Source organism: Pedobacter puniceum, assembly GCF_009674685.1.
Lineage (GTDB): Bacteria > Bacteroidota > Bacteroidia > Sphingobacteriales > Sphingobacteriaceae > Pseudopedobacter > Pseudopedobacter puniceum.
The window spans coordinates 1272430-1298559 of sequence record NZ_WKJI01000001.1; the positions used below are offsets into that span (position 1 = coordinate 1272430).

The 26130-nt window shown below is 36.2% G+C and carries 16 protein-coding genes; 4 read left to right on the forward strand and 12 right to left on the reverse strand.

Annotation, left to right across the window (positions count from 1 at the left end):
• Positions 1 to 26: 26 nt before the first annotated feature.
• From GJJ64_RS05735 to GJJ64_RS05755, 5 genes are read right to left on the reverse strand one after another with little or no spacing between them, the layout of a single operon-like run.
• On the reverse strand, positions 27 to 668 hold the full coding sequence (locus GJJ64_RS05735; RefSeq protein WP_229655468.1) for an L-rhamnose mutarotase: 642 nt from the start codon (positions 666 to 668) through the stop codon (positions 27 to 29).
• Between the two features lie 37 nt (positions 669 to 705).
• Positions 706 to 2631, reverse strand: a complete 1926-nt coding sequence (locus GJJ64_RS05740) for a right-handed parallel beta-helix repeat-containing protein (RefSeq protein ID WP_154286749.1) — start codon at positions 2629 to 2631, stop codon at positions 706 to 708.
• Between the two features lies 1 nt (position 2632).
• On the reverse strand, positions 2633 to 5038 hold the full coding sequence (locus GJJ64_RS05745; protein ID WP_154286750.1) for a glycoside hydrolase family 2 TIM barrel-domain containing protein: 2406 nt from the start codon (positions 5036 to 5038) through the stop codon (positions 2633 to 2635).
• 9 nt (positions 5039 to 5047) lie between these two features.
• The gene (locus GJJ64_RS05750; protein ID WP_154286751.1) at positions 5048 to 6151 is read right to left on the reverse strand and encodes a glycoside hydrolase family protein; all 1104 of its coding nucleotides are present in this window, start codon (positions 6149 to 6151) and stop codon (positions 5048 to 5050) included.
• Positions 6148 to 8910 (reverse strand): alpha-L-rhamnosidase, encoded by a 2763-nt coding sequence (locus GJJ64_RS05755; protein ID WP_154286752.1) that lies wholly within the window; start codon positions 8908 to 8910, stop codon positions 6148 to 6150. Before GJJ64_RS05755 ends, GJJ64_RS05750 begins: the two co-directional genes overlap by 4 nt.
• A gap of 223 nt (positions 8911 to 9133) precedes the next feature.
• On the opposite strand from GJJ64_RS05755, the gene GJJ64_RS05760 reads away from it, so the two are divergent.
• Both GJJ64_RS05760 and GJJ64_RS05765 read left to right on the forward strand, forming a co-directional pair.
• Positions 9134 to 9667 (forward strand): DUF3575 domain-containing protein, encoded by a 534-nt coding sequence (locus GJJ64_RS05760; RefSeq protein WP_154286753.1) that lies wholly within the window; start codon positions 9134 to 9136, stop codon positions 9665 to 9667.
• Positions 9668 to 9780: 113 nt separating this feature from the next.
• Entirely contained in the window at positions 9781 to 10992 is a 1212-nt protein-coding gene (locus GJJ64_RS05765; protein WP_154286754.1) for a DUF6807 domain-containing protein, read from the forward strand.
• A 453-nt stretch (positions 10993 to 11445) separates the two neighbouring features.
• Here GJJ64_RS05765 and GJJ64_RS05770 read toward each other — a convergent pair whose 3' ends face one another.
• The 3 genes from GJJ64_RS05770 to GJJ64_RS05780 are packed head-to-tail and all read right to left on the reverse strand — an operon-like array spanning position 11446 to position 15630.
• Positions 11446 to 13062, reverse strand: coding sequence for a fucose isomerase (locus GJJ64_RS05770; RefSeq protein WP_154286755.1), 1617 nt, complete (start codon positions 13060 to 13062; stop codon positions 11446 to 11448).
• 45 nt (positions 13063 to 13107) lie between these two features.
• A complete protein-coding gene (locus tag GJJ64_RS05775; RefSeq protein ID WP_154286756.1) occupies positions 13108 to 14046 on the reverse strand; it encodes a dihydrodipicolinate synthase family protein in 939 nt (312 codons plus the stop codon).
• Between the two features lie 24 nt (positions 14047 to 14070).
• Complete coding sequence (locus GJJ64_RS05780) at positions 14071 to 15630, reverse strand: sodium:solute symporter (protein ID WP_154286757.1); 1560 nt, start codon at positions 15628 to 15630, stop codon at positions 14071 to 14073.
• A gap of 231 nt (positions 15631 to 15861) precedes the next feature.
• On the opposite strand from GJJ64_RS05780, the gene GJJ64_RS05785 reads away from it, so the two are divergent.
• Positions 15862 to 18009, forward strand: a complete 2148-nt coding sequence (locus GJJ64_RS05785) for a rhamnogalacturonan lyase family protein (protein WP_154286758.1) — start codon at positions 15862 to 15864, stop codon at positions 18007 to 18009.
• Between the two features lie 3 nt (positions 18010 to 18012).
• Positions 18013 to 20508: a hypothetical protein gene (locus GJJ64_RS05790; protein WP_154286759.1), complete on the forward strand. Its 2496-nt coding sequence runs from the start codon at positions 18013 to 18015 to the stop codon at positions 20506 to 20508.
• 1 nt (position 20509) lies between these two features.
• Here the strand turns inward: GJJ64_RS05790 and GJJ64_RS05795 are convergent, their stop codons facing one another.
• From GJJ64_RS05795 to GJJ64_RS05810, 4 genes are read right to left on the reverse strand one after another with little or no spacing between them, the layout of a single operon-like run.
• The gene (locus GJJ64_RS05795; protein WP_154286760.1) at positions 20510 to 21520 is read right to left on the reverse strand and encodes a family 43 glycosylhydrolase; all 1011 of its coding nucleotides are present in this window, start codon (positions 21518 to 21520) and stop codon (positions 20510 to 20512) included.
• Positions 21521 to 21522: 2 nt separating this feature from the next.
• Complete coding sequence (locus GJJ64_RS05800) at positions 21523 to 23493, reverse strand: alpha-L-arabinofuranosidase C-terminal domain-containing protein (protein WP_154286761.1); 1971 nt, start codon at positions 23491 to 23493, stop codon at positions 21523 to 21525.
• Between the two features lie 22 nt (positions 23494 to 23515).
• Positions 23516 to 24508 carry a glycoside hydrolase family 43 protein gene (locus GJJ64_RS05805; RefSeq protein WP_154286762.1) on the reverse strand — a complete coding sequence of 331 codons (993 nt, stop codon included), beginning with the start codon at positions 24506 to 24508 and terminating at the stop codon, positions 23516 to 23518.
• Positions 24509 to 24515: 7 nt separating this feature from the next.
• Positions 24516 to 26069 (reverse strand): alpha-N-arabinofuranosidase, encoded by a 1554-nt coding sequence (locus GJJ64_RS05810; RefSeq protein ID WP_154286763.1) that lies wholly within the window; start codon positions 26067 to 26069, stop codon positions 24516 to 24518.
• Between the last annotated feature and the right edge of the window lie 61 nt (positions 26070 to 26130).

The following is a 26130-nucleotide window of genomic DNA, read 5'->3' on the forward strand; positions in this document are numbered from 1 at the left end:
TTTAGGGTCTTTTTACTTTATACTTTCTACTTTATACTATTAAAAAACACCCATGTTTCTCCTTTTGTGGTTCCGGCTATTCCTTCTTGATATTTACTCATGAGCTTGTTCCACTCGTTTACCCTAGGGTTATTTTGTGTAGTTTTTGGGTTTAACTCGTCTAAAGTTTTTCCTTTCGGGATGCTGATGACCAACATCAATTGTCTGCCGTTTTTAAACAAAAGCAATTGTTGGAAACTGGCATTACAAAAGCCTTTTGAAACCTCTGGCCACTCTTTAAACTGTGTAGCATGATATTTTAAATATTCGTTTTGTAAAGTAGTATCGGCTACTAAATTGGCTGTTAACAGGATGTGTTCCCAATCCCTAGCTGTAGTCGTATCGGTACAATAAGAACGGTTAAACTCATAAAACAAATCATCATATTGTTTAAGTTCTGCTTCGGGAAATCTCATTTTTAAGCTATCGTCCAAAGCGGAATCAAGGCCTTTTCCATAAACTACAAAATGCGTTTTCCATCTAAAAAGATGCTCATCTTCTTTCAATAAAGCTTTTAGCTGATTGATAGTCGCCTCGCTAGTATCCTGATAAAGCATTTCTATGATAGCTGGCTTTTGTACATCAGGCTTTTGCTTTGGAGATTGGCAAGCGTAAACTTGTACCATCATCCAAAAGGAAAAAACAAGGCTTATGTACTTAAAAAAACTACTTTTTAGCATCGTTATAAAAATTAATTTCCCAACGTTTATCTGCTGCAACTTGCTCTTTTAAAAGGTGTTGATATGATTTTTGTAAGCCAGCCGCCTGCTTAATTTCTGTTTTAACCATAGGGCCATTATTTGTCCATATGTTATTAGGACCGTTGGCGTTTTGCAGGAATTTCTCTGCCTGACACCAATTGTCTTTTACGGTAAAATAGCTCGTTCCTTCATCAGTATAGAAATAAAACCAATGCTCTGGTAAATGGGCATAAGGTGCTTTGTAAATACTATCAACCACATTTTTTGTGATGCTAGAACCTGGCTGGGCCGATAAAGTATAAACCCCAGCAACATCATACAAATGTTTAGCATAATGATGTATTTTATTAGCATGTATGCGATTATTGCTCATGGCGTTGATGGTTTTTGTCCAACCCCAACCTACGGAGATTCCAGTATAAGAAACCTCATTTATGTCATTGTAAGCGATGTTAATTCCTTTCACAAAACCAGCTCCAATACCTACACAACCCCAATCTTCATGAGTTACATTGGTAATGAGGTTATTGGTAATTTGTAAATTTTGGGTTAGCTCTCTCTCATCTTTAGGCTGATAAGGCAAATGGGCTTCCATAGCTTCATCAGAAAAAACACCGGCTAAAATGGCCGAGCCACCAATATCTTTAAATAAATTGCCATTGATAGTATCTTGCAAATTGCCTCTCTGGTAGTCTAAACCGGTAGAAGAAAGGTATTGAAAACGGCAATTTTGAAAACTAGTTGCTGTTGTATAAGCTGCTTCTACGGCTGCTTTTGGTCGGCCTACCCAAGCTTGGTTTTCTAGACCTGCTTTGTCTGACGTTCCAGGGATTTTTAATTTATAGGCATCCAAAAGAAACAAGCCAGCTTGCAATGGCACATGCCCTTGTTGCGACGGACGTAACCAATTGCTGTATTGGAAAGCAACGTTATTAAACTTTACATGACTTACAGGCTGCTCTGCTGTACCTTTTATTTGTACTAAATTTTCTAGAACGGGTGCTATAACTTCGGTTTTGTTAAGCTGCTGATTTGCTTTTGGCCAGTAATAAATTTTTCTGTTGGCTTTATCTAAAAACCATTCGCCGGGTTCATCTAAAAACGCTAAAGCATTACTGAGGTAATATGCCGAGTTTCCGGTTTCTTTAGAAATCCAAGGGGCTGGCCAAGGGTGTTCTGATTGTATTTTACTTTCTGGTTGGTAAAAAAACAACTCGGCTTGATTGCCTTTTGTTTGTATACTTTTAATTCTAAGAACAGCTATTGCCCACCATTGGTGGATGAACATTTCCATTCCAGGAGCATATTTTAAACCCGATTTTGGAATTTCTATGGTGCAGCTTTCTGTGGCTTTATTCCAAGCTAAAATTCTATCCATTTTAACATCTGGGGTACTTTTTGCTCTGGTAGCTTTCTCGCCCCCTACCCATAACTGCCTAAAATCTATCACATTATCAGCCATGATAGGCACATCAGCCACATAAACATTTCCTTGCGCTATTGCTGGCAAGCCTGCTATTTTACTTGTTACTTTTTTCCAGTTTTGGATATTGATACCGCCACTTAAAATAGCTTGTTCTTTACCTAAAGATTTGATAATGGTTGGCGATTGCGCCGTTCCAGAATCTTCTGGTCTGATAAAAACCGGCTGCTCTAACTGGTAAACTCCGCCTTCTAGGTAAATGGTAATACCGTCTTTTATAGCCGGATTTTTTAATCGTCTTAATTCTCGGGCTTGTCTTAAAGCGGCATCTAAACTAGCTAAAGGCTGCTCTTTTGTTCCTTTATTTTGGTTATTCCCTTTCGGGGATACAAAAATTTCTGTAGCAGCAATAAAATGATGATGAAGGATGAATACTGCAAAAGCTGCTATAAATTTCGTTTTTATCATCTTATTTAGTTTTGATATTGATGCTTACCGGTTTAAATCCATCCGCCTCAGCAGTTAAAACTATATTACCGGCATGCTGACTAGCTTTTACAATGGCTAAAGCTTTACCTTTCCAAAGTTTACGATTAGGTTTACTTAGTGAGCTTAAATCGGCCTGATAACCGTTATCTGTTCCTGCAATTTGCCCTGCACCACTAATGGTAAATTTGATAAGATTATCTGCATCTGGGATGATTGTACCTGCCTCGTCTACCAATGTTGCGGTAACAAAAGCCAAGTCGTTTCCATCAGCGTTAAGCTTATTTCTATCTACATTTAAAACAATATGGTGTGGAGCGCCAGCAGTACGAATCTCTTTCTCTAAAACAACTTTACCATTTAGATAAGAGATGGCTTTTAATGTACCTGCCTCAAAAGGAACTTTCCACGAAACATGCAATTCATCAGTAGTTTTGGCTTTTTTACCTAAGGATTTACCATTCAAAAATAGTTCAACCTCATCAGCTTGGTTATAATAAGCCCAAACATCAACCACCTTGCCAGCTTGCCAATTCCAATGCGGTAAAAGATGTAAAACGGGCTTGTTTGTCCACTCGCTTTGGTACATGTAATATACATCTTTAGGAAAACCTGCTAGATCTATAATACCATAATAAGAGCTTCTGGCAGGGAAATCATAAGGAACGGGTTCGCCCAAATAATCAAAACCTGTCCACACAAAAATGCCCGACATGAAGTTTCTGTCTTTTACCGCTTTCCAAGCTTTTTCATGACTGGTACCCCAATAAGCAGCAACATTATCATAAGCGGTTACGGTATAATCTGGGTTGCCATTTACTACAAATTTATCTTTAGAGCTTGCTGGCCATAAACGTAAGGTATCGGCTAAATCATAAACCCCACGGGTTTGTAATGCCGATGTTGTTTCTGCAGCAATTAAAGGAATATCGCTAAAACGTTTTGGTAAACTATCATAATCAAAATATTTATAGTTGAAGCCTAAAACATCTAAAGCATTGCTTTTCCAGATGAAGTTTTTTGCAGGCTCTGTCTCTGTTAAAGCGGTGGTAACTGGCCGGGTATTGTCATGCAGTTTTACAATTTTACTCAGGTTGGCTGCTATTTTAGTTCCGGTACTATCAAATTGTTCTCTAATCTCGTTACCAATGCTCCACATAAAAACCGATGGATGGTTGCGGTCTCTTTTTACTAAATCGGCTAAATCACGTTCATGCCATTCTTCAAAATCTCGGTGATAATCAAACTTGTTTTTGCGTTTCTTCCACATATCAAAAGCTTCATCCATCACCAAGAAGCCCATTTTATCGCATAAATCTAAAAACTCTGGTGCTGGTGGGTTGTGCGCTGTTCTTATAGCGTTAGTGCCCATGGCTTTCAGCATTTCTAATTGCCTTTCCATAGCTCTAACATTTACAGTAGCGCCTATAGCACCTAAATCATGATGCAGACAAACTCCTAGAATTTTTGTAGGCACATCATTTAAGTAAAAACCGTTCTTAACATCAAACCTAAAACTTCTAATTCCGGTGCTGGTCTTTAGCTCGTCTACCAATACTTTGTTTTGATATACTTTGGTGATGACCTGATACAGGTTAGGCTCTTGTGGCGACCATAAAGCAGGATTTTTAACATTTAGATTTTGTGTGATGATTCCACTTAATTGATTAGCCGGTACCGTTTGAATGTTACGAGCAACCAGTTTGCCTTTTGCATTTAAAACTTTTACTTCTACTTCTAGCGGTGATTTTAAAGTACTGATATTTTCTAGCTGTAGCTGATGTTTTAGCGTAGCTTCTTTGGCAGAAACTTGTGGTGTGGTTACAAAAACACCATGTTGCGCAATAGCTATTGGGTTAGTAATCAGCAATTTTACATTTCTGTAAATGCCCGAGCCACTGTACCATCTAGAGTTTGGCTGCTCGCTATTGTTTACCCTTACGGCGATGATATTTTCTTGATTTGCTGGCTTTAAATGCGGCGTAATATCATACTGAAAAGAGATATAGCCGTTTGGTCTTTTTCCTAAAAACACGCCATTTATCCAAACTTCGCTGTATTGATAAACACCATCAAATTGTATAGAAACTGATTTATTCTGGGTATTAGCTGGTGTTTTAAACGTTTTACGATACCAAGCAATACCGCCCGGTAAAGCACCGCCTTGGTTAGTTGCCGGGTGCTCTTTAGCAAAATCAGCCTCGATGCTCCAATCATGAGGCAAGTTTAATTTACGCCAAGCATCATCATTAAAAGCTATATTTTTTGCTTCTGGCTCATCGCCTAGCTTAAACTTCCAATCGTAATTGAAATTTATTTGTGTACGAGGCTGTGCAAAAACCTGAGTGTATAAACTAAGAATAAAAATAAGGCTCCAGAGTTTCTTCATGATGATGGATTAATCGGCTTTAAAATTGATATTACTTTTCCCTAAATCTTTGGATGTGGCCACGGCTATACCCCTATCACCAGCTTTATTAACAGCACAATAGAAATGATAAACAATGCCTTTATACTTTAAAACCCAAGATTTATGGGCATATAATTCGTCGTAAGGTTCTGATGATTGTATTAGATTTTCGCCTTCCCAATCTGTCCAGTTCACTAAATCTTTAGAAGCTGCAAAACGGTTAAAAGCACCGTTTCTATCTTGCCAAAATGCCCCGAAATAGAACATCACGTAAGTATCTCCCATTTTTTGAATAACACCATCTCCGGTAATTCCTACCGGATGATGAACTACCGGATTTTTCTGAAAACGCTTCCAATTAACCATATCGTCAGAAACAGCCATCCCAATACGCTCGTACCAACGGGTTTTCTTGTTATTTACTAAAGAATCTCCAACTGCGTTGTAATACATCACAAAACGATGTCCGGTTAAAAGCTTTTCATCTTCAATAACCGAGCTTTTAAATAACTTATTACGGTTTTCCCACCAGCGTACATCGGCATCAGATGAGCTTAAAACTGGCTTTGTTAATCTTTCCCATTCATGTGCTTTGCTTGGGTTTTTAGAAGTATAAGCCATCCCGATTGACAAAGGCTCAGGCTCATAGCCTTTGCTGTTTCCTCCGAAATAAGACATCCAATATTTACCCTTGAAACGGTGTAGTTTATAATTACCACCCCATTTGGTATCAACTAAAGCATTATAACCCGCTTTCTGGTGTGCATCCCAACGGTTATCATCACTAAAAGAAAGCTGCTTACCCAAAGTTTGCCATTGCAAAAGATTGGTGCTGCTAGCCAACCAAGTTTCATAACCTGTACCATCAAAAACCAAATAAGTCATGTACCACTTACCTGCTTTACGATAAATGGTTGGGCAATCTATTTTTTTCTCTTTAGACGCTGTAGTGAGCACCAAACCATATTTGTATGGGGTTTTTACTGCTTCATAAATGGCTTGCATTTCTGCCTTTGAAACACTTTTATCTTGTGCTTTAAGCGCATTGATAGCAAAAATTATGGTGGTGATAAACAGACTTATTCTTCTCATTCGATAGTAAATTGATAGCTTCCTGAACCTACTTTTAAAACTACACGATTACCCTCAACACCTTGATTAATAATATTTTCATCGGTTGAGATATCCTTTCCAGCGTCAAAAATTTTATTTGTTTTGCCTTTCGGCAGATAAACTAGGGCTGTTGTATTTGCAGGAATTTCTATATGCAATTGGAAATTTTGAGGATTCTTTTTCCACGATGATTTGATTAAACCATAAGAAGAATCATACACAGCTTCCGCTGATGTAACATCGCCAACTACAACGGGATAAATCTTTATCTTATTAAAAGCAACAGATTCTTCTTCTTGCCTTATTCCAGCCAAACCACTATAAAACCATTCCATTAAATGGCCAAGCATAAAATGATTGTTAGAAACATCTGGCAAAGCTTGCCAGCTTTCTGTTAAAGCTGTAGCTCCCTTTGCTATCTGGTAACCATAGCCCGGCACATCAGAACGGCTGTTCATATCAAAAATAACATCAGAACGGCCAGCTTCTTCAAGCACTCTTAAGACATAGCGGTAGCCAATATCTCCGGCTGTTAAAGCATTATTCCTTTTACGGATATCCTGAATTAAATTTTCTAAAACTGCTGCTCGGTTGGGTTCTTCTACCAAATTCATGTATAAAGCCATGGCATTTGCTGCTTGACTACCTGTAGCATATTGCTTATTTTCTTGACTAAAGAAGGTTTTGTTAAAAGCTATTTTTACTTCTTTGGCTAGTTCTTGATATTGCTTAGCATCATCGGGTTTACCCAATAAAAGGGCTATTTGTTGTAAGATATTTAAATCGTAATAGTAAATAGCTGTACCAGTTAGGCCTTTTGGGGTTTGCTGTGATACGCCTGGTCGCTCTAGACCTATATCATACCAATCTCCTAAACCTTGCTTTAAAATATGCCCATCTGCTTTGCTTTTTAGGTAAGTAATGTAACGTTGCATGCTTGGATAAGCCTTTTCTAAAACTTGTGTATTGCCATACCATTTATATAAATACCAAGGTAAAATAATGCCTGTACTACCCCACTCTGGCGAGTCTCTAAACATATCGCCACCCCAAGTAAATTTCACATATTCTGGAGCTATTTCTGGGATTAAACCATCTTCTAATTGTGATGAAATGATATCATCAACCACTTTTGAGGCTAAAGTAGCAACATCATAATTGTACATAACAGAAGAAATCATGAGGTGAGATTGCTCTAACCAGCCTAATTTTTCGCGGTGTGGGCAATCAGTAAAAACGCTCATCATATTGCTCTTTATAGCCCAATCTATTAAAGTGTTGGTTTGATTAAACAAAGTATTTGATGATGTAAAATTTCCAACTCTAGCTGCAGAATTTCTTACATGTAGACCTTTTAAGGCTATAATTTGAGGTAAAGAAGTATTTGTAGCTTGAGGTGCAGCACCTTTAACTTGTAAATATCTAAAACCGTAATAGGTAAAACGAGGTTGCCATTCTTCCACACCATCGCCATTTAAGACATACTCGAAATAAAAAGGACTGCCAGTTGGTTTTTGGTTAGCTTTTAAATCTTTTAATAATTCTGAAGGGTAAATTCTAACGGTATCACCTCTTTTTCCTTGAACTTTTATATTGATGATACCTGAGGCATTCTGGCCTAAATCATACACCCATTCTTTATTGTTTAATTGATGAAGGAGTTTGGCATCAAAATTCTCAAAAACACTTAAAGGTTCTGCCAACTGAGGTTTTACTTGCGGAGGGCCATCTACAATTAAAACATTTTTCCACTTTTTATCAGCTTTAAACTGCGGACTGTCCCAGCCTTTTTGTTCTAAACGGGCATCATAATCTTCGCCACCATAAATACTTGAAAAAGTGATTGGACCTGGGCTGGTTTGCCATTTTTCATCGCTAATAATATTTTCTTCTGTACCGTCATGATATTTTAGTACCAAACGACACATCATTTTAGGGTATCCGAAGGCTGTTTTAAGCTTTCTAAACCGGCCTTTAACTGGTGGTACATAGTAAAAACCATTACCCAACATCACACCAAGGGTATTTTTACCTGTTTTTAGGGCTTTGCTAACATCAAAAGTAACGTATAGTGCTTCCTCATTGTATTTTACCCAACCAGCATCTAAAAAATGATTGCCTTGTTTGTTACCATTAATGCTTGCTTCAAAATGCCCTAAACCGCTGATATAAAGCATTGCCGATGCTAGTTGCTTTTTAACCTTAAAATCTTTCCTCAGTAAAGGCAAAACATTACTTCCAAAATGCTTATCCTTTTTATTATCTAAGGGTAAAACATCTACTAAAGAATCAGTTAAACGCTCATAAGCTATCCACTTGGCACCCTTCCAATCTTCTTTATGGGGTAATCCGGTATGAAAACTTGCGGTTTTGCTTGTTGCAATATTCCCATGATTATCTTTTACTAAAACTTTCCAGTAATAAGTTGTTGCCGCTTGTAAAGCTTTGCCTTTATATTTTATTTGGATAGATGTTGAGCTTAATTGCTCGCCAGAATCCCAAACATTAGCTTTATTTTCATTCAGATGGGTTAATTCATCGGCAACTAAAATATGATAGGATATTTGAATGGTATTTCTTTGTTGAGCTAATAATTTCCAACTAAAAAATAGCTGCCTAGGACTTATACCTGCTGGCTGTTTAGCATCATTAACTTTGAGTCCTTGAATATCTAGTAAAGACTGTGCACACACCTGTAAACTCAGAAATACAAGAATGAGGCTGGTTATTTTACGCATATTATTTGACTCGTCTTATTTCTTGACCTTCTTATAAAGGCAAGTTTTAGGTTTATACAAAAATAAAATGGTGGGAGCTTTATTATTTGTATCAAGTTCTCCAGCTATTGTAGGATATTAGCCTCGTGACAGTCTAAAAAAGCTCGTTGTTTTAATTAGTTATTTAATTATTTGTAACACTTTGTTTGTTTTACTCGTCTTAACAGCAATCAATAATTATAAAATGAAAAAAATCTTACTATCAACATTAGTACTTGTAGGAGTCCTAACATCAAAAATTTCTGCACAAGAAGTAAACAACACTGTTAAGTTAAACCCATTAAGCGCCCTTTTCAGAATTGGTTCTGTATTTTACGAGCGCAAAATGAGTGACAACTTATCTTTACAATTAGGTGTTGCTTACACTGGATTAAAGCTTGAAGAAACTAAATTTTCTGGTTTCTCTACTACACCAGAACTAAGATATTATCCTAAAGCCAATGCATTAAATGGCTTGTATTTAGGCCCTTTCTTACGTTACCAAAACTATAGTGTTCAAGACGAGTTTAGTAAAGGTACTTACTCATCTTTTGGTGGTGGTGCTGTAATTGGTAGACAATGGGTTTATAAAAGTGGTTTCACCTTAGATTTATTCTTTGGACCTAGTTACAACTCTGGTAAATTTAAAGCAGAAGATGGTAGCGGCGAACCCGAAATTAGCGGTGGTATAGATGGATTTGGTATAAGAACCGGTATAGCTATTGGTTTTGGTTTCTAATTAACCTAAACATAAAAAAATGGATGTTTCAGCTGGTTTTAATACAGACTTAAACATCCATTTTCTTTTTTACAATAAATTCTACTTAATTTGATGATTAACAAAAAATCATCATGAAAACACAAATTAAGCTCTTTAGGCTTTTAGCATTGCTCTTTTTTACACTACCAACATTTGCACAACAAACACAAATTAAAGTTGAAGCAGGTGATTATCCTAGAAAACAAAGCATCATTACTTTAGCGCTACCTATATCTTACAATCAAAAAAATTATCAATTAGAGAATCTCAGAACTGGTAAAAAGGCCATCATACAACAAAAAAAAGATAATCTATATACTTTTATATTGCCTGATGAATTGGCAGCAAAATCTACAGCTGTTTATAAAATTACTGAAGTTAAAAACTCAAAAACATCTAAAAACTTAGTTAAGCTATCTAAAAATGCAGAAAAAATTGAGGTTAAAATAGCAGATAAAAAACTTTTTAATTACCATATACAAACGGTTTATCCGCCTAAAGGCTTTCCTGATTATTATGCTAGAAGCGGTTTTATTCATCCACTATACAGCCCCAATGGAAGTGTTTTAACTGATGATTTCCCTAAAGGACATATGCACCAACATGGTATTATGATGGCTTTAACCAATACCACTTTTAAAGGCGAAAAGCATGATTTCTGGAACCAACACAGCAAATTGGCTAATGTAAAACATACGGAAGTTTTGGCTATTGAAGAAGGCCCGGTTTTTAGCAGTTTTAAAGTAAAACATCAACATTATAGCTTAAAATATGGAGCTGTTTTAGATGAAATTTGGACCGTTAGGGTATATTCTTTTCAAAAGAAGTTCTTATTTGATATCGTATCTGAATTAGAAAATATAACTAAAGACACGCTATTTGTTAATAAATATCATTACGGCGGAATGGCTTTTAGGGCGTCTAAACACTGGAATATAGATGATAGTCTGCATTACCAAAACAAGTGGCAAATTAAAACCAATAATGGCGATGATGTTGCTACAGCTAATGCTAAAGCGGCTAAATATGTATCGGCGTTTGGATTACTGAATGGAAAAACAGCTGGTTTAACCGTTTTTGCTTTTCCGCAGAATTTAGCTTACCCACAACCTATTAGATTACACCCTACCATGCCTTATTTTAGCTTCTCGCCAATGGTAAATGCTGCCTTTACTATAAAACCTAAAGAAGTTTTTATTTCACAATACAGGTATTTAAGTTATGATGATTTGCCTCAGGAAAAATATATTGAAAGCCTAAATATTGATATTGAGTTCCCTCCTGTGGTGAAGTTTATTCCATAGAAAGGAAATTTTGTACTACGAGTATTTCTTGTCAAGCAGAGGTATAATTCCTAAATAACAAGTTAAAAATTCCACATAGATTGACGTGAAATAACATTTTTAAGTATTCCGCCTTGGCGGTTGCGGTATCTACAATATTAGCCCTAGCAGAATCTTTAGAAGCAAGCGGCTTAGCGGAGAGTTTATTCAATTAGCTTATTGTTTTTTTAAAGGCTTTCATGTGTTCGCTTAGCTCGGGCTTGGTTACTTTTTGCGGAAACATGCAAAGCTTTCATGAAGGCCAAAACATAAAACTAATACTTTGAAATAAAAGTAACTTGACATGGCTGGTCAAGAGGCCGGAAAGCCTTGTGTGAATGCCTAATTTTTTAAATATTGATAAGTATGTCAATATTAGCAGAGTCTAAGCATTTATTACCTTTAGACTCTGCTAAAAACAACATAAAACTAAAACTATTTTAAACCTGCTACATCGCCACAGAAATGTACTTGTATACCCATTTCTGTTAAAGCAGCTGCTTTAATACGACAAGCTTGGTGTGCCGAAGCTTCATCTGTTGTGTAAACCACCTGAATATGGTTTGCTTGATGTTTAGCCATCATCTGGTTACGGCTTACGCCTGATAAAGTAGCATGCATAATGGGCCATTGCGGCGTGGTTTCTTGCCAGCGTCTTTGTGTTTCTTCTTCTGGTAATAGAACCGCTTTACCAACGCCTAAATCGCAATGCAAAGCATTATCCATTACATAAACCCTACTCCAAACTAAATCGCCGGGTTTGCTGATGCCTTTTAAGCTTCCTCCGCCCAATCTAAAATACATAGCCGGTTGTCTATCGCTAGAAGCGCCTTCGTAACCACCAATAAAATGCGCTGGTGGTGCTGCACCTGATATTAAAAATAACCATACAAAATCATCTATGCCATTTCCGGTATAATGTTGCCCCCAACGTAAATCATGTAAAGTGTTTTCTCCGGGCATGCCTAGCTCTTTCCATAAATGGTAAGTCACCAAAGCATCAATACCGGCACATTCATCAACTTCATTAAAATGAGGTAAAGCTTCCCCTGCGAATAGTTCTTTTCCGTTTTCAGAGAAAACAGGTGGCCTATCTTGGTTATTTAATAAACCTTCTACCAAATCACTAGCAACTGTTAAATCTTTTAAACCTTGTTGATATTGTATACCAATGGTATCGCAACCAAATTCAGCCGCTATTCTTACAGCTGCGATGTACATTTTGCACTGCTCTAGGGTTTGTTCTTTGGTTAGCTCTGTTTCACCCTGAGCTCCCCAATTAAACTTCATCCCTTTATTAAGTAACCAGTTAAGTACAGCCTCAGCTTCTTGGTCTTTAACTTCCAACATTTTAGCATACAGAGCCGATTGACTTAAACGCTCTTTAAAAATCCCAGTTTCATGAAGCAAATCATCAGGAACAATAGCATTAAACATCCCCATACAGCCTTCATCAAAAACTCCCATGATGGCTTTATTATCTTTTAAACGCTTGCCAAATGCTTTACCAAAAGCCAAATCGTTTTCTGGAATTTGAACAGATTTGAATGACTTTACATGACTTAAATCATGCGTAACTTTACCGGTATCAAACCATTCTTTTAGGCCATTTCTAAAAAAATCATCTTTAAAATCTTCGCTCCATAAACTGCTATATACCACGCCTGCTTTGGTTAAAGAACCATTTAGGTTTAACATCCCCACTAAACCTGGCCATTGTCCGCTCCAATTGGCTAGCGTTAAAATAGGACCTTCATGCGTGGTTAAACCTGCTAAAACATGGTGCGTATATTGCCAAACACTTTCTGCAACAATTAAAGGAACATTTTTAGGTATTTTCTTAAATACCTCTATCCCCATTCTTTGCGAATCTATAAAACCATGCTGCTTTACTTCATCATAAGCATGTGCTCTTACCAGTTGCCAGCCTGCTGCATTAATGGCTTGCTCTAACTCTTTTTCCATGGCTGCCTGTGCTGCCCAGCAACTTTGGTTTGCTGATAAACGTAAATCGCCACTGCTTACCAAGTAAACTCGTTTCTCTGTATTCATTCTTCTTTATTTATTGAGATTTATGGATTATCAGGATAATATTTCTTAAACAAATACTGGTTTAATCTCTAATTCAGATACTAAGGCATCATAATCAACCGCTAACTGATAAATATTGGCCTTCACTTGCTCGTTAAAAACACCTATATTTTGCCTTCTTGTGAAAGTAGAAATATCTAAACCTCTCTTTTGTAAGTAATATTTAGAAATGGTTGGATAAACATTATGCATCACATCCATTTGTTTAATGAAAAATGCTTGTACTTGCACAACTTCTTGTTGTAAAGCTTCATTGTTATAATTCTTACAAAGCCAAACAATAAGCTCTGGAAAGAAATTACCCTGAATACAAGACAAACCTGCCGAACCTGCTTTTAAAGACGCTACTGCATGTGCCATATAAGCATCGTATAAACCAAAATCAGCACCTTGTGTTGCAGCTAGTTTGGCCTTAATTTGTGTAATGTCTAAACAAGTATCTTTATGGTAAGTTACCCTGCCTGTTTTTACCAAATCACCCAATTGTTGCGGACTAATGAGTCTTTTATAAGGAACAGGACATTCGTAAAAACCTAGTGGAATATCATCAGTTTGAGCTAATAAATCTGCTACGCGGTCATTAAAAACAATATCACTTTCTTGTTCACTGGCAATTAAGCCTGTAATTCCGATAACGGCATCTACACCTGTAGCATATATCTTTTTAACAAAATCAGCTTGTTTTTGAATTGGCCCTCCAAAAGTTCCGGTAGCTACCACTGGTACCGCACCCGCTGCAACATCTACAACATGTTTTACAATTGCTAATCGCTCTGCCTCAGAAAGTTCAAACATTTCACTTGATAAACAATTGGCAAATAAACCTGCCGAACCAGCTTCCACATATAACTCGGTAAGCTTGCTTAATCCATCAAAATCTATAGCTCCGTTATCTTTAAAAGGGGTAAGCATTACCGGGATAAAGCCTTTTTCTGATTTATTCATATTCTTTTTATGTTAAATGATTATTTAGATGTTTTTAGATTTTAACCGAGTGATAAAAGCACCCGTTAGGTAAATGGTTAAAGTGCCTACAACAATAGTCATATTGGCGTGTAGCGGATTTTTCAGATAAGCATAATCAACAGGAATAAGGTTAGATAGTGATAACCAAATGATAACCAAAATACCCACGATAGTAGCGGCAAAAGCTTCCATATTACCAGATTTTTTACTGATGATACCTAATAAAAATAAGCCCAGCATCCCTCCTGCAAATATGCCCGATAACTGCCACCAGATATCCAAAATACTTTTTACACCTATCATGGCTATACCACATATCATCCCAAGCAAGCCAAAAATCACGGTAGCTATATGTAGTAATCTCATATTTTGCTTTTCGCTGATGTTTGCCTTGAAATATCTTTTATAAATATCTTCTGAGAATACAGTTGCCGATGCATTCATTCCAGAACTGATGGTACTCATCGCTGCGGATAATATGGCCGATACGATTAAACCAATTAAGCCTGTAGGTATCATGGTAACCATAAAGTGGGGCATCACTTTATCACCATAATCTGCTGGTTGTAAAGTAGCTGCTAAATTTTTAATATCTAAGAAACTGGCATTTAAGCCCAATCTTTCTGTTGCTGCTTGTAGTTTTATGGCTTCAATCAGCTGAGGATTAACTTGATAATAAGCGTATAAGCAAGTTCCTATAATGAAAAACATTAAAGATGCGGGTACATATATCCAAACACATAACCATACAGACTTTGCAGCTTCTTTCTCTGAGGATGCAGTATGATACCTTTGTACATAATTTTGATCCATACCAAAATTGTTAAGGTTGATAAAGAAGCCATATAAAAGTACCACCCAAAATGTTGCTTGGGTAAAATCTAAGGATAAGCTGCCTAAACTAAATTTATCATCCTGCTGGCCTATTTCTATAATCTTAGAAACTCCGCCCGGCATATCAACAACAATAAGGTAAACTATTAATACAGCACCCAAAGTTTTCAAAATACCTTGCACAACTTCTGTCCAGATAACAGCTTCAATACCGCCCATAACAGTGTAAATGATGATACAAATACCTGTTACCAGCATGATGGTTTCCATGCTATAGCCCGTTAAGGCTTGCAGGGTTAAAGAAATCCCGAAGAAGATAGAACCCATTCTGGCTAATTGGGTAAGTAAAAAACAAACAACAGCATAGGTTCTTGCCCATGCACCAAAACGTTTTTCTAAATTGGTATAAGCAGAAACTTCGCCTGTACTGCGGTAAAACGGAACAAAATATTTAGCAGCCACCCAAGCCGCTAATGGCATTGATATGCTAAAGACAAAAGCATTCCAGTTGGCTCCAAAGGCTTTTCCCGGTACTCCTAAAAAGGTATTGCTACTTAAAAAAGTAGCATAAATAGATAAACCAATGGCCCAACCGGGTATCAATCCTGATGCTTTTGTAAATTGGTCTGAGCTGTTATTCTTTCTGGAAAAATAAATACCTACCAAAACCATGGCAACCAGATACATGACAATAATAGCCAAGTCTAGTAAAGGAAGATTCTTTATCATTTCTACTATAAATTCAGGTTTAGGTGTAAAAGAATTGATTATTATCTATTTACAAGACAAAGCTATTTAGAATAAGCATGGCAGAACTAGCATATTTTCTCTAGCTTTTGTAGGATATTATCATTTTAAAGAAAAATCACATATTCATCATATCAGGATGGGTCAGGTTGACAAGTTTATGAAGAATAAGTAATCTAGTACTTTATTCAATTGATAAACCTATTTCCCATTATGATGGTTAAAACCTCTACTCAGAAGTTTTTTTATGTTTTTTTATGTGCTTTTTTTATTAGTGTTTATACTTATGCTCAAAGTACAAGCTTAGCTAAACAAGTAGAAAGATTAGATCGTGGCTTAGTAGCTATCCGTGTAACAACCTCAAAAGTTTTTGTAAGTTGGAGATTGTTTGCCACTGACCCTGATGATATTGCATTTAATGTGTATCGCTCTGGCGTTAAATTAAATAGTACACCTATTACAAACTCTACCAATTTTGAAGATAATACAAGTTTAAATGGCACTTATACTATAAGACATGTTATTAATGGTACAGAGTTTACAGATTCTAAAACTGCTACCATTTGGCAACAAACATTCTTAAGAATAGCTTTAATTCCTCCACCTGATGGTGTTACACCTGCAGGAGAAAGCTTTACTTACACTGCTAATGATTGTAGTGTAGGCGACGTAGATGGCGATGGAGAATATGAAATTTTTCTTAAATGGGACCCTTCTAATGCTAAAGATAATTCGCAATCTGGTTATACAGGCAATGTATTTATTGATGCATATAAGCTAAATGGAACTAGGCTTTGGCGTATAGATTTAGGCAAAAACATAAGAGCTGGAGCGCATTATACCCAATTTATAGTTTATGATTTAGATGGCGATGGAAAGGCAGAAATGGCTTGTAAAACTGCAGATGGCACTATTGATGGTGTAGGAACAGTGATAGGAAGTGCTACCGCAGACTACAGAAACTCAAGCGGCTATATTCTATCAGGTCCTGAGTTTTTAACCGTTTTTAACGGAGAAACAGGTAGAGCCATGGCCACTACCAATTATTTACCTGCCAGGGGTACTGTTTCATCGTGGGGAGATAGCTATGGCAACCGAGTTGATAGATTTATTGCTGCCGTAGCCTATTTAGATGGCAGCAAACCCAGCTTAATTATGGGGCGTGGCTACTACACCAGATTGGTTAGAGTAGCTTGGGATTGGAGAAATAATCAGCTCACACAACGTTGGATTTTTGACAGCAATAATACAGGAAACTCAACATACGCCGGGCAGGGAAACCACCAAATGACCATTGGAGATGTAGATAATGATGGTAAAGACGAAATTTTTAATGGATCTAGTGCAATTAATGATAATGGAAGCGGACTATGGTCTACCAGACGTGGGCATGGTGATGCTTTACATATGAGTGATATGGACCCTGATATTGCAGGGCAAGAAATGTGGATGTGTTATGAAAGTCCATCTGAATATAAAGGATTAGGTTTAACCTTAAAGAAAGCAAGTACAGGCGAAGTGCTTTGGGGTGTTGCTGCAACTGGCGATGTAGGAAGAGCCTTAGCAGCAGATATAGACCCTAATTTCCCTGGTTATGAAATGTGGGGAGCAGCAGGAGGCGCTGTTTATAGCAGTAAAGGTGCTGTTATTAGCAACAGTGTACCTTCTATGAATTTTGCTGTTTGGTGGGATGGTGATTTAAGTAGAGAATTATTAAATGGTACAAGCTTAGACAAATGGAATAGCGCTACTTTAAGAAGCGATCGCTTATTAACCATTGGTAATTTTGGTGCTGCTGTTTCTAATAATGGAACTAAGGCTACACCTGCTTTAAGCGCCGATATTTTGGGTGATTGGCGAGAGGAAATGATTTTCCGAAGTTCAGATAATAGAAGTTTGCTAATTTTTAGCACAACCATACCTACTACCGAGCGTCTTTTTACATTAATGCATGATACACAATATAGAACTGCTATTGCATGGCAAAACTCTGCTTACAACCAACCCCCGCACCCAAGTTTCTTTTTAGGAACAGGAATGAGAAAGCCCGCTAAACCAAACATCACTTACGCAGGTGCTATACCAACCTTCTTTAAAGAAGTAAAAGAAGAAAGCTATAATTTACCATTATATCCAAATCCAGTTTATAATGAATTGAATATCAACTTAAAAACCTCAGAAAAAATATTAAAGCTGAGCTTTTTAGACAATAGCGGAAGGATTATTTTACAACAAGAGGATAGCTTAGAAAACTTAAATAACCTATTAAACAGTAAATTACAACAGATAAGCCCAGGTATTTACACCCTTAGTTTATTAGAAGGTAATAAATTTTACAGCACTAAAATTATTAAGAACTAAATCTTGAAAAACATCAATACTTATCAAAAAAATATTCTTTTAATACTCTTATGTACAACCTTTTTCAACTTATGCCAAGCACAAGAAAGCAAAAGAAATGTACTTTTTTTTGAAAAAGTTTACTTACATACTGATAGAGAAGTTTATGCCCCAGGCGAAAACATTTGGTTTAGCGCTTATTTATTAAATGCACAAAATAATGCTTTGGTTACTACCAGTAACACTTTATATGTTACGCTAAAATCTAAAAACCATAGCAACCAAGATAGTTTGGTTTTGAAAAGGATTATCAGGATGGATAATGGCCGAGGTTTTGGTGATTTTAGCCTTGCCGACTCTATACCTGCCGGACTTTATAAACTTTCTGCATGGACAAATTGGATGCGAAATTTTGGTAACGAGTTTGTTTTTGAAAAAGACATTCAAGTTTTAGATAATGGTAAAATTGTGGCTAAGGCCGATAAAAATCTTCCTAAAGCAAAAGGTGTTACTCCGCAATACACCTCAGCAGTAACTAAAGAAAATATTTACTTTTTTCCTGAAGGAGGCTCTTTAATTGATAGTGTAATGGCTTTAGTAGCCTTTAAAGCTGTTGATGATTTAGCTAAACCTATAGATTTTGAGGGCGCTGTTTACGATAGTAAAGGAGAATCTGTAACAGAAATATCAAGCAAGGCTGGTTTAGGTATTTTTATGCTACAGCCTTTATTAAATGAAAACTATATAGCCAAAGGAACTTTTAGTAATGGTAAAACATTTACCTATCCTTTACCAAAAGCTTTAGCTACAGGTATTGGCTTACATGTTATTGAAAAAGACAGCTTATTTAACTTTATTATCAGTACCAATACAAAATCTCAAAATATTGGAAAGTATGGGGTAATACTTCTCAAAAGTAAAGGGAAAGTAATTCTTAAGAAAGAATTTCAATTCCAAAATATCCAAACCTTAATAAGAATTTCTAAAAAGGATTTACCAAATGGTATCACAACCGTAACTATTTTTGACCAAAGTGGTAAGCCTCAAAGCGAAAGACTTATTTATGTTGAAAATCATCAGCAATTAAAACTAAATATTACCACAGATAAGGCTTTTTATCGACCTAAAGAAGAAATTCAAGTAAATTTAAAGGTTACAGATGTTAAAAATTCTCCTGTTAAAAGCTTTCTATCTTTCGTAGCTGTAGATTCTTCTCTTGCAGATTTAAACCGTATCAATATTGCTTCTTACCTGCAATTAAGCTCAGAAATAAAAGGTACCATAGAAAACCCTCAGCAATATTTTAATAAACAGAATCCAAACAGGTTTAAACAACTAGATTTACTGTTACTTACTCAAGGTTGGCGAGAGTATTTATGGAGAAGACTTGCCGATACTACATTGAAAATTTCTCATATCCCAGAAAAAGGTATTACCCTATCGGGAAGTGTAAAACACAATTTTTCTGAAAAGCCAATTGCCAATGCCAATGTAAGCTTATTTGCTAATGGTGCTACTGGAGATAAACTTTTTGCTACCCAAACCGACTCTTTAGGTAAATATTATATAGATGGCTTAAAGTTTTTTGGTAAACAAACGTTAAGACTAAACTCGGTAAGTGGTAAAGGTAAAAATGTAGGTTGGATAATTTTAGATTCTTTATTTAAAACCAAACCTTACCAAGTTGAAGCAAAAACGGTAGAACAAATAGTTGCTAATAATAAAGCTTCAGAAATTCTTAGAAGAAGTATACAAGCTAAAAAGCTATCGCTTTCTGATACTATTTTGTTAAACGAAATTAAGGTTACTGATGATAAAAATGTAAGACTTTTTGATAGAGTAGCCAGCACATTTGGTTATAAACCAGAGGATTTTACGGTAACACCTAAAGATTACGATTACACTAATCTGATGCATTATATCTTACATAAATCTTCTCAGGCGAGAGAGTTTACCAATCCAGAAGATGGCATCTCTCGACTAGTTTTCCCTTATATGGGCAAAAATTTTCAGCCTAGATTTGTGATTAATAATAAAGAACTACCTTTTACTGATAACGACCCACAATATATGCGAGATGATTATTACAACACCTACCTAACCCTACCTATGAATAAGGTAGAGCGTGTGGTGATAAAGCATTTATTAAGCTCGGCACAATTAAGTTTAAGCGAAGAAACAGGTATGTCGCAATCTACCGCTGCTGATGATATTTTTGTGATTTATCTTTACCTAAAACCTAATGCATTGGTTAAAACAAAGCCAAATGCTATTTTAGAAGAGTTAGATGGTTATTACCAAGCAAAAACTTTTTATCAGCCTAAGCTAAGCGCTGATAACCCAGCGCCGGATGAGCGTACCACTATTTTCTGGAATCCTTACATCATCACTAATGAAAACGGAGAGGCTAAAGTAAACTTTAGAAATCCATCATCTAAAACAAGAATTAGGCTAATTATAGAAGGAGTTGGTGAAGGAGGTGGCTTAATTAATCATTATCAAACCTATGATATAAAATAAGCTATTCTACTTCTGGCCAGCTATTTATCCATTTTAATTTTTCTATTCTAAGTTTTGATATGCCTTTATCTTGTGCATCATAGCCATGAAAAACTAAATAATCGGTGTTGCTTTTTTCATCGTAGAAAACAGCATTATGCCCTACTCCATTCCAGTTTTCGTTACCAGCAAGTAATAAAGTGCCACCACCATTTGCTAAGGCAATATTATTTTTATCTAAATAAGGACCTTTTACGTTTTTAGAGCGGCCAACAATCATCTTATAAGTACTTTTTGGACCTTTACAGCAGTAATCTGTAGAAGCAAAAAGATAATACCAACCATCTTTTTTATAAATAAATGGCGCTTCTATTGCGTTTCCTCCGGCATCTTTAGGGTTGTCATCTACCGCAGGAGGATTATCTTTACCCGGCTTTTTAACTCTCGTAGCTATGGTTGCTAGCTTATTTACATCTTCATCAAGCGTAAAGCGGTCTTTCTTTAGTTTCACCAATTTTAATCCCTCCCAAAAAGAACCAAAAGACAAATAAGCCCTTCCCCCATCATCAGTTATTAAATTTGGATCTATAGCATTCCAATTGGTTTTGCCAGGGTATGATTGAATAACTTTACCCATATCAACCCATTTATAATTTGGATCTTGCGGATGCAGCGTGGTATTAACAGCTAAACCTATGCAAGAGGTATTTTTACCAAATGCCGATATAGAGTAATATAAATAATATTTTCCTTGGTGATAAGAAATATCAGGTGCCCAGATATGATTTTTAAAGCCTGGCACTGCTTTAACAGCCCACTCAGGAGCTTCATTAAATATTGCTTCTTCTTTCTTCCAATTTTTTAAATCTTTTGATGACCAATTGCCTATGCCCCTGCCTGTACAAAAAAGATAATATACGCTATCTTGTTTGATTAATACAGGGTCATGCACAGGAATATTTTGTTTAAGTTCTTGTGCCATTACACAAGAACTTAAACAAATAAAAGCTAGTTTGAAGAAGATATTTTTCATGATTAATTAAGCTTAACGCGGATAACACTTAAAGAATTTGGTGCTAACTGATGGACAATTTGCTTTTTCTTTACTGCCAATGTGCTTTCTTTAGGAAAAACTTGTTTAGGTTTATCGATAGAATTTACATCGTCTAAACTGTTTGAAGTAAGACTAGTAAGTTTGGCCTGTGTTTGTATACCTTTAGCATTATCGATATCAAAAGTTACTTTTTGCTCTTTATCTGAAGCGTTTACTACTTTAATAATCAACTCATTACTTTGCTTATCAATAACTGTAGAAGCATAAATTCCATTCTCACCAACTGCTGCTTTGGCGTTTTTACTAGTTAAACCTACAACGTGTGTACCTCTGTTGGTAGAATACAATTTTTGCACAAAATAATTAGGTGTACCATAAGCTTGTAGGTTATCAACCCAAATTAAATCTGGTGTCCACTGCCAACCCTCTATATGTGCAAAAAGAGGTGCATAAGAAGCCATAATTACCACATCAGCGTTACGCTCTAAACCTGTTAAAAATGCAGCTTCAGAAATAGCACCTTTTAAGTTATTTCTATTGTTTACGCTTACAACTTTATCTGTTTGTGCAGCATATTCACCAGCAAAAATCTTAGATGCATTTCTTGGATAATTATCATATCTGGCAGCATTTTGTAAAAACCACTCGGGTTTACGGTAATAATGCTCGTCAATAATATCGGCATTCATTTTTCTTAACTCGGTATTTAGATAATCAAAACGTTCTCCGTCTGGGTCGGTACCACCGCTATTTACCAACTTTATTTCAGGATATTTAGCCTTGATAGCTTTGGTAAACTGCTTTAATCTTTCTATGTACTGTGGGCCCCAATTTTCATTACCCACACCAAGCATTTTTAAATTAAAAGGTTTTGGATGCCCCATTTGCGCTCTAACCTTACCCCATGGTGTATTTACATCTCCATTGGCAAATTCTATTAAATCTAAAGCGTCTTGTATATAAGGTTCTAGTTGGTCTAACGGTACTACCTCTGCTGTATTAAACTGGCATGCCATACCACAATTTAAAATTGGTAAAGCTTGTGCGCCAATATCTTCTGCTAATTGAAAATACTCATAAAAACCTAAGCCAAATGTTTGGTAATAATCTGGTGTTAAACGATGAGCAAATTCGGTATTCCAACGGTTAACTATTAATTCTCTTCCCTCTACCGGACCAATAGTTTTTTTCCATTGGTAACGGGTAGATAAATCATGCCCTTCAACAATACAACCACCAGGGAAACGTACAAAACCAGGTTTTAAGTCGGCCAGAAGCTGCACCATATCGGCTCTTAAACCACCTTTTCTTCCCTTCCAAGTGTCTGATGGGAATAAAGAAATCATATCTACATCTATAGTACCTTCACCGCTAAAAGTAACTCTAAATTTGCCTTTATTAGCAGTTGCAGTAGCGTTAAAACTTACTTCTTGTTTGTGCCAAGTATCACCAACTGAAGTTGGTATAATTTCTCCTTTACCGATAACCTCATTTTTCTCGTTCAATAACTCTAGCTGTAGCTTAATACCAGGTTTACCTTGGCGATAGAGGAAGGAAAAATCATACCTCAAACCAGCTTTAATCCCCATACCTCTAAAACCTTCATTCACCATGCTTTTAGGTTCTTTATTTACCAGAACTCTTAAAAACCGAGGATTAGAAGAATTTGCTTCGCCTCTGTTAAGTACCAGCATTTCTCCTTCAACTTTTTTGCCTTCTAAAGTCCATCCCATTAAAGGCTTATAAAACTCGAAAGAGCGATTTTTTATTAACTCTGCATAAATACCGCCATCTGCTCCCATATTAATATCCTCAAAAAAAACACCCCACATAGTAGGTTGTATTTCTGTTTTGATTTGGTTTGGCTGCACTTTAAATACAGTTTGAGCCATGGTGGTGAAACTTGACAGGGTTACTGCAAAAATTAATGGTATAGATTGTTTAATTTTCATGATTTATAATTTTGTGGTTTCTTTATTTAGCTGGTTTAACGCCTTCTGTGGTCATGATAACTCTTTTGATAGACCCATCTTTATTGTAGTATAAATTGTCTATACAAACCGAACGGTGAAAGCTTCCTGCATCGGCTGCTAAAGCCCCATTATGATAAATAAAATAGTCTTTTCCTTTAAAATTAATGATTGCCTGATGATTGGTATTACTGTTTCCGGCAATTTCATTAATGATGCCTTTAAACTCCCACGGTCCGTAGATGCTTCTACTCATGGCGTAAGCAATTTTCTCTGGAAACTCGTAGGCATAAGAGAGGTAATACCAGCCTTTTCTTTTATGTATCCAAGGGGCTTCAGTAAAATTAGGCACATCGATGGTTTTAATAGGACCATCCAATTCTATCATATTATCTTTTAATTTCACGTATCTACATTTGGTATTACCCCAAAAAAGATAAGCTTGCCCATCATCATCAATGATAACAGAGGGATCTATATCATCCCAACTTATCTTAATATCTGTAGTCATATCATTGGTAATTAGAGCTTTTCCTAAAGCATCTTTAAATGGCCCTGTTGGGCTATCAGAAACGGCAACACCTATAGCTTTACCATGTATAGTAGCATGAGAAATAGAAACAAACCAATAAAATTTACCATTTTTTTCTATCACTTGTGAGGCCCAAGCATCGTCTTTTGCCCAAGAAAAATCGGTAGTTTTTAAAGGTACTTCATGCTCTTTCCAGTTTACCATATCACTAGAAGAATAGCAAAGCCACTCATGCATTACATAGCGGTTTTCGCCTTTAGCAGCCACATCATGCCCGGTGTATAAATACACCTTATCTTGATAAACCAAAGCTGCGGGATCTGCTGTAAACTTATCTCTAATAATAGGATTACCAACCTTCACCAAGCTATCTTTAAGCTCTTGTTTATCAAAGCAAAAAGCATTGTTATTTAAAGCTAAAATAGCTACACCAATAACTATAGATTTTTTAAAATGAGTTATCATTATTTAATTATTTTAGGGCCAAAACCACAACACTATGAGCAGGTAAAACCACCTGAATTTGATTGCCTTTTAACTTAGCATCTTTAAAAACAGCGGGCTTAATTAAATCTGGATTTTGAAAACTATTAAAATCATTCAATTTTGCAGAGTTTACAATTCTTCCTGAAATGGTTTTATAGGCTTGATCTTGAATATTGATTTTTAATTCATGTGATTTTTTAGCATCTATATTTACCAATGTAATATGTGTAACTCCATTTTTATCTATTGATGCTGAAGCTGATAAAGCTGGTAATTTTTCCTCGCCTAAAACATATTCTTGCGTATTTATGCTTACAGGAATTAATGTGGCATCTTGATGAACCTTATACATTTCTAAAACGTGATAAGTAGGTGTTAAAATCATCTTCTCCTTTTCGGTTAGGATAACTGCTTGCAATACGTTAACAGTTTGTGCCAAATTAGCCATGCGCACTCTTTCAGCATGATTATTAAAGACGTTAAGGGTTACACCAGCTATCATGGCATCACGAATAGTATTTTGCTGGTATAAAAACCCTGGATTGGTTCCCGGCTCTACATTGTACCAACCGCCCCACTCATCTACAACTAAAGCAATTTTCTTATCAGGGTCATATTTATCCATAATAGCAGAATGCTTAGTTACCAGCTCTTCCATGTGTAAAGCGCTTTTCATGGTTGCAAAATATTGTTGCTCAGAAAATTGTGTGGCAGAGCCTTTTTTACTCCACGTTACATTGGCATAATGGTGCAAAGCGATACCTTCTATTAAGTTTCTTGGGATGTTTTTCATCAGTGTTTCGGTCCAATTGTAATCTCCGCCATTAGCGCCAGAAGCAATCCTGAAAATTTTAGAAGAATTATCCCAATCTGTCATGAAAGTTGCATACTTACGGTATTCATTTGCATAATAATCTGGTTTCATGTTACCACCGCAGCCCCAGGCTTCGTTACCAACTCCCCAAAATTTCACTTTCCAAGCGGTATCTCTACCGTTTGCTCTCCTTAATTTAGACATAGGGCTATCGCCATTAAAATTCACATACTGTACCCAGTCTGAAAGCTCTTGTACTGTGCCTGTTGCTAAATTACCTGCCAAATAGGGTTCGGTATTTAATAGCTCGCACATGTTTAAAAAATCATGCGTACCAAAGCTGTTATTTTCTGTTACACCGCCCCACCAAGTATTTACGATAGATGGACGGTCTTTTTTAGGGCCAATTCCATCTTTCCAATGGTAGGTATCTGCAAAACAACCTCCTGGCCATCTTAAATTTGGGATGTTTAAATTTTTTAGTGCTGTTATAATATCATTTCTTACCCCATTGGTATTTGGGATAACTTTATTTTCTTCTCCAATGTAAAAACCATCGTAAATACACCTGCCTAAATGCTCGGCAAAATGGCCATAGATGTGTTTACTGATTTTGGTTTTAGATTCTTTAGGCTTTAAAACAATTTCATTAGCCTGTTGCGCCCATGCAGAACCAGCAAATATTGTAGTTAGCGTAAAAAGTAATCTCAATGATTTGAATTTCATGAGTAAAAAGGTTTATAATTAGAATTTAGTTTATATGAGCTTACAAAAAAATACGTAAGAC

Excerpts from the sequence above, each read along its gene's own strand:
- GJJ64_RS05735 (WP_229655468.1), bottom strand. The coding sequence starts at position 668 with ATGATGGTACAAGTTTACGCTTGCCAATCTCCAAAGCAAAAGCCTGAT.
- GJJ64_RS05740 (WP_154286749.1), bottom strand. The coding sequence starts at position 2,631 with ATGATAAAAACGAAATTTATAGCAGCTTTTGCAGTATTCATCCTTCAT.
- GJJ64_RS05745 (WP_154286750.1), bottom strand. The coding sequence starts at position 5,038 with ATGAAGAAACTCTGGAGCCTTATTTTTATTCTTAGTTTATACACTCAG.
- GJJ64_RS05750 (WP_154286751.1), bottom strand. The coding sequence starts at position 6,151 with ATGAGAAGAATAAGTCTGTTTATCACCACCATAATTTTTGCTATCAAT.
- GJJ64_RS05755 (WP_154286752.1), bottom strand. The coding sequence starts at position 8,910 with ATGCGTAAAATAACCAGCCTCATTCTTGTATTTCTGAGTTTACAGGTG.
- GJJ64_RS05760 (WP_154286753.1), top strand. The coding sequence starts at position 9,134 with ATGAAAAAAATCTTACTATCAACATTAGTACTTGTAGGAGTCCTAACA.
- GJJ64_RS05765 (WP_154286754.1), top strand. The coding sequence starts at position 9,781 with ATGAAAACACAAATTAAGCTCTTTAGGCTTTTAGCATTGCTCTTTTTT.
- GJJ64_RS05770 (WP_154286755.1), bottom strand. The coding sequence starts at position 13,062 with ATGAATACAGAGAAACGAGTTTACTTGGTAAGCAGTGGCGATTTACGT.
- GJJ64_RS05775 (WP_154286756.1), bottom strand. The coding sequence starts at position 14,046 with ATGAATAAATCAGAAAAAGGCTTTATCCCGGTAATGCTTACCCCTTTT.
- GJJ64_RS05780 (WP_154286757.1), bottom strand. The coding sequence starts at position 15,630 with ATGATAAAGAATCTTCCTTTACTAGACTTGGCTATTATTGTCATGTAT.
- GJJ64_RS05785 (WP_154286758.1), top strand. The coding sequence starts at position 15,862 with ATGATGGTTAAAACCTCTACTCAGAAGTTTTTTTATGTTTTTTTATGT.
- GJJ64_RS05795 (WP_154286760.1), bottom strand. The coding sequence starts at position 21,520 with ATGAAAAATATCTTCTTCAAACTAGCTTTTATTTGTTTAAGTTCTTGT.
- GJJ64_RS05800 (WP_154286761.1), bottom strand. The coding sequence starts at position 23,493 with ATGAAAATTAAACAATCTATACCATTAATTTTTGCAGTAACCCTGTCA.
- GJJ64_RS05805 (WP_154286762.1), bottom strand. The coding sequence starts at position 24,508 with ATGATAACTCATTTTAAAAAATCTATAGTTATTGGTGTAGCTATTTTA.
- GJJ64_RS05810 (WP_154286763.1), bottom strand. The coding sequence starts at position 26,069 with ATGAAATTCAAATCATTGAGATTACTTTTTACGCTAACTACAATATTT.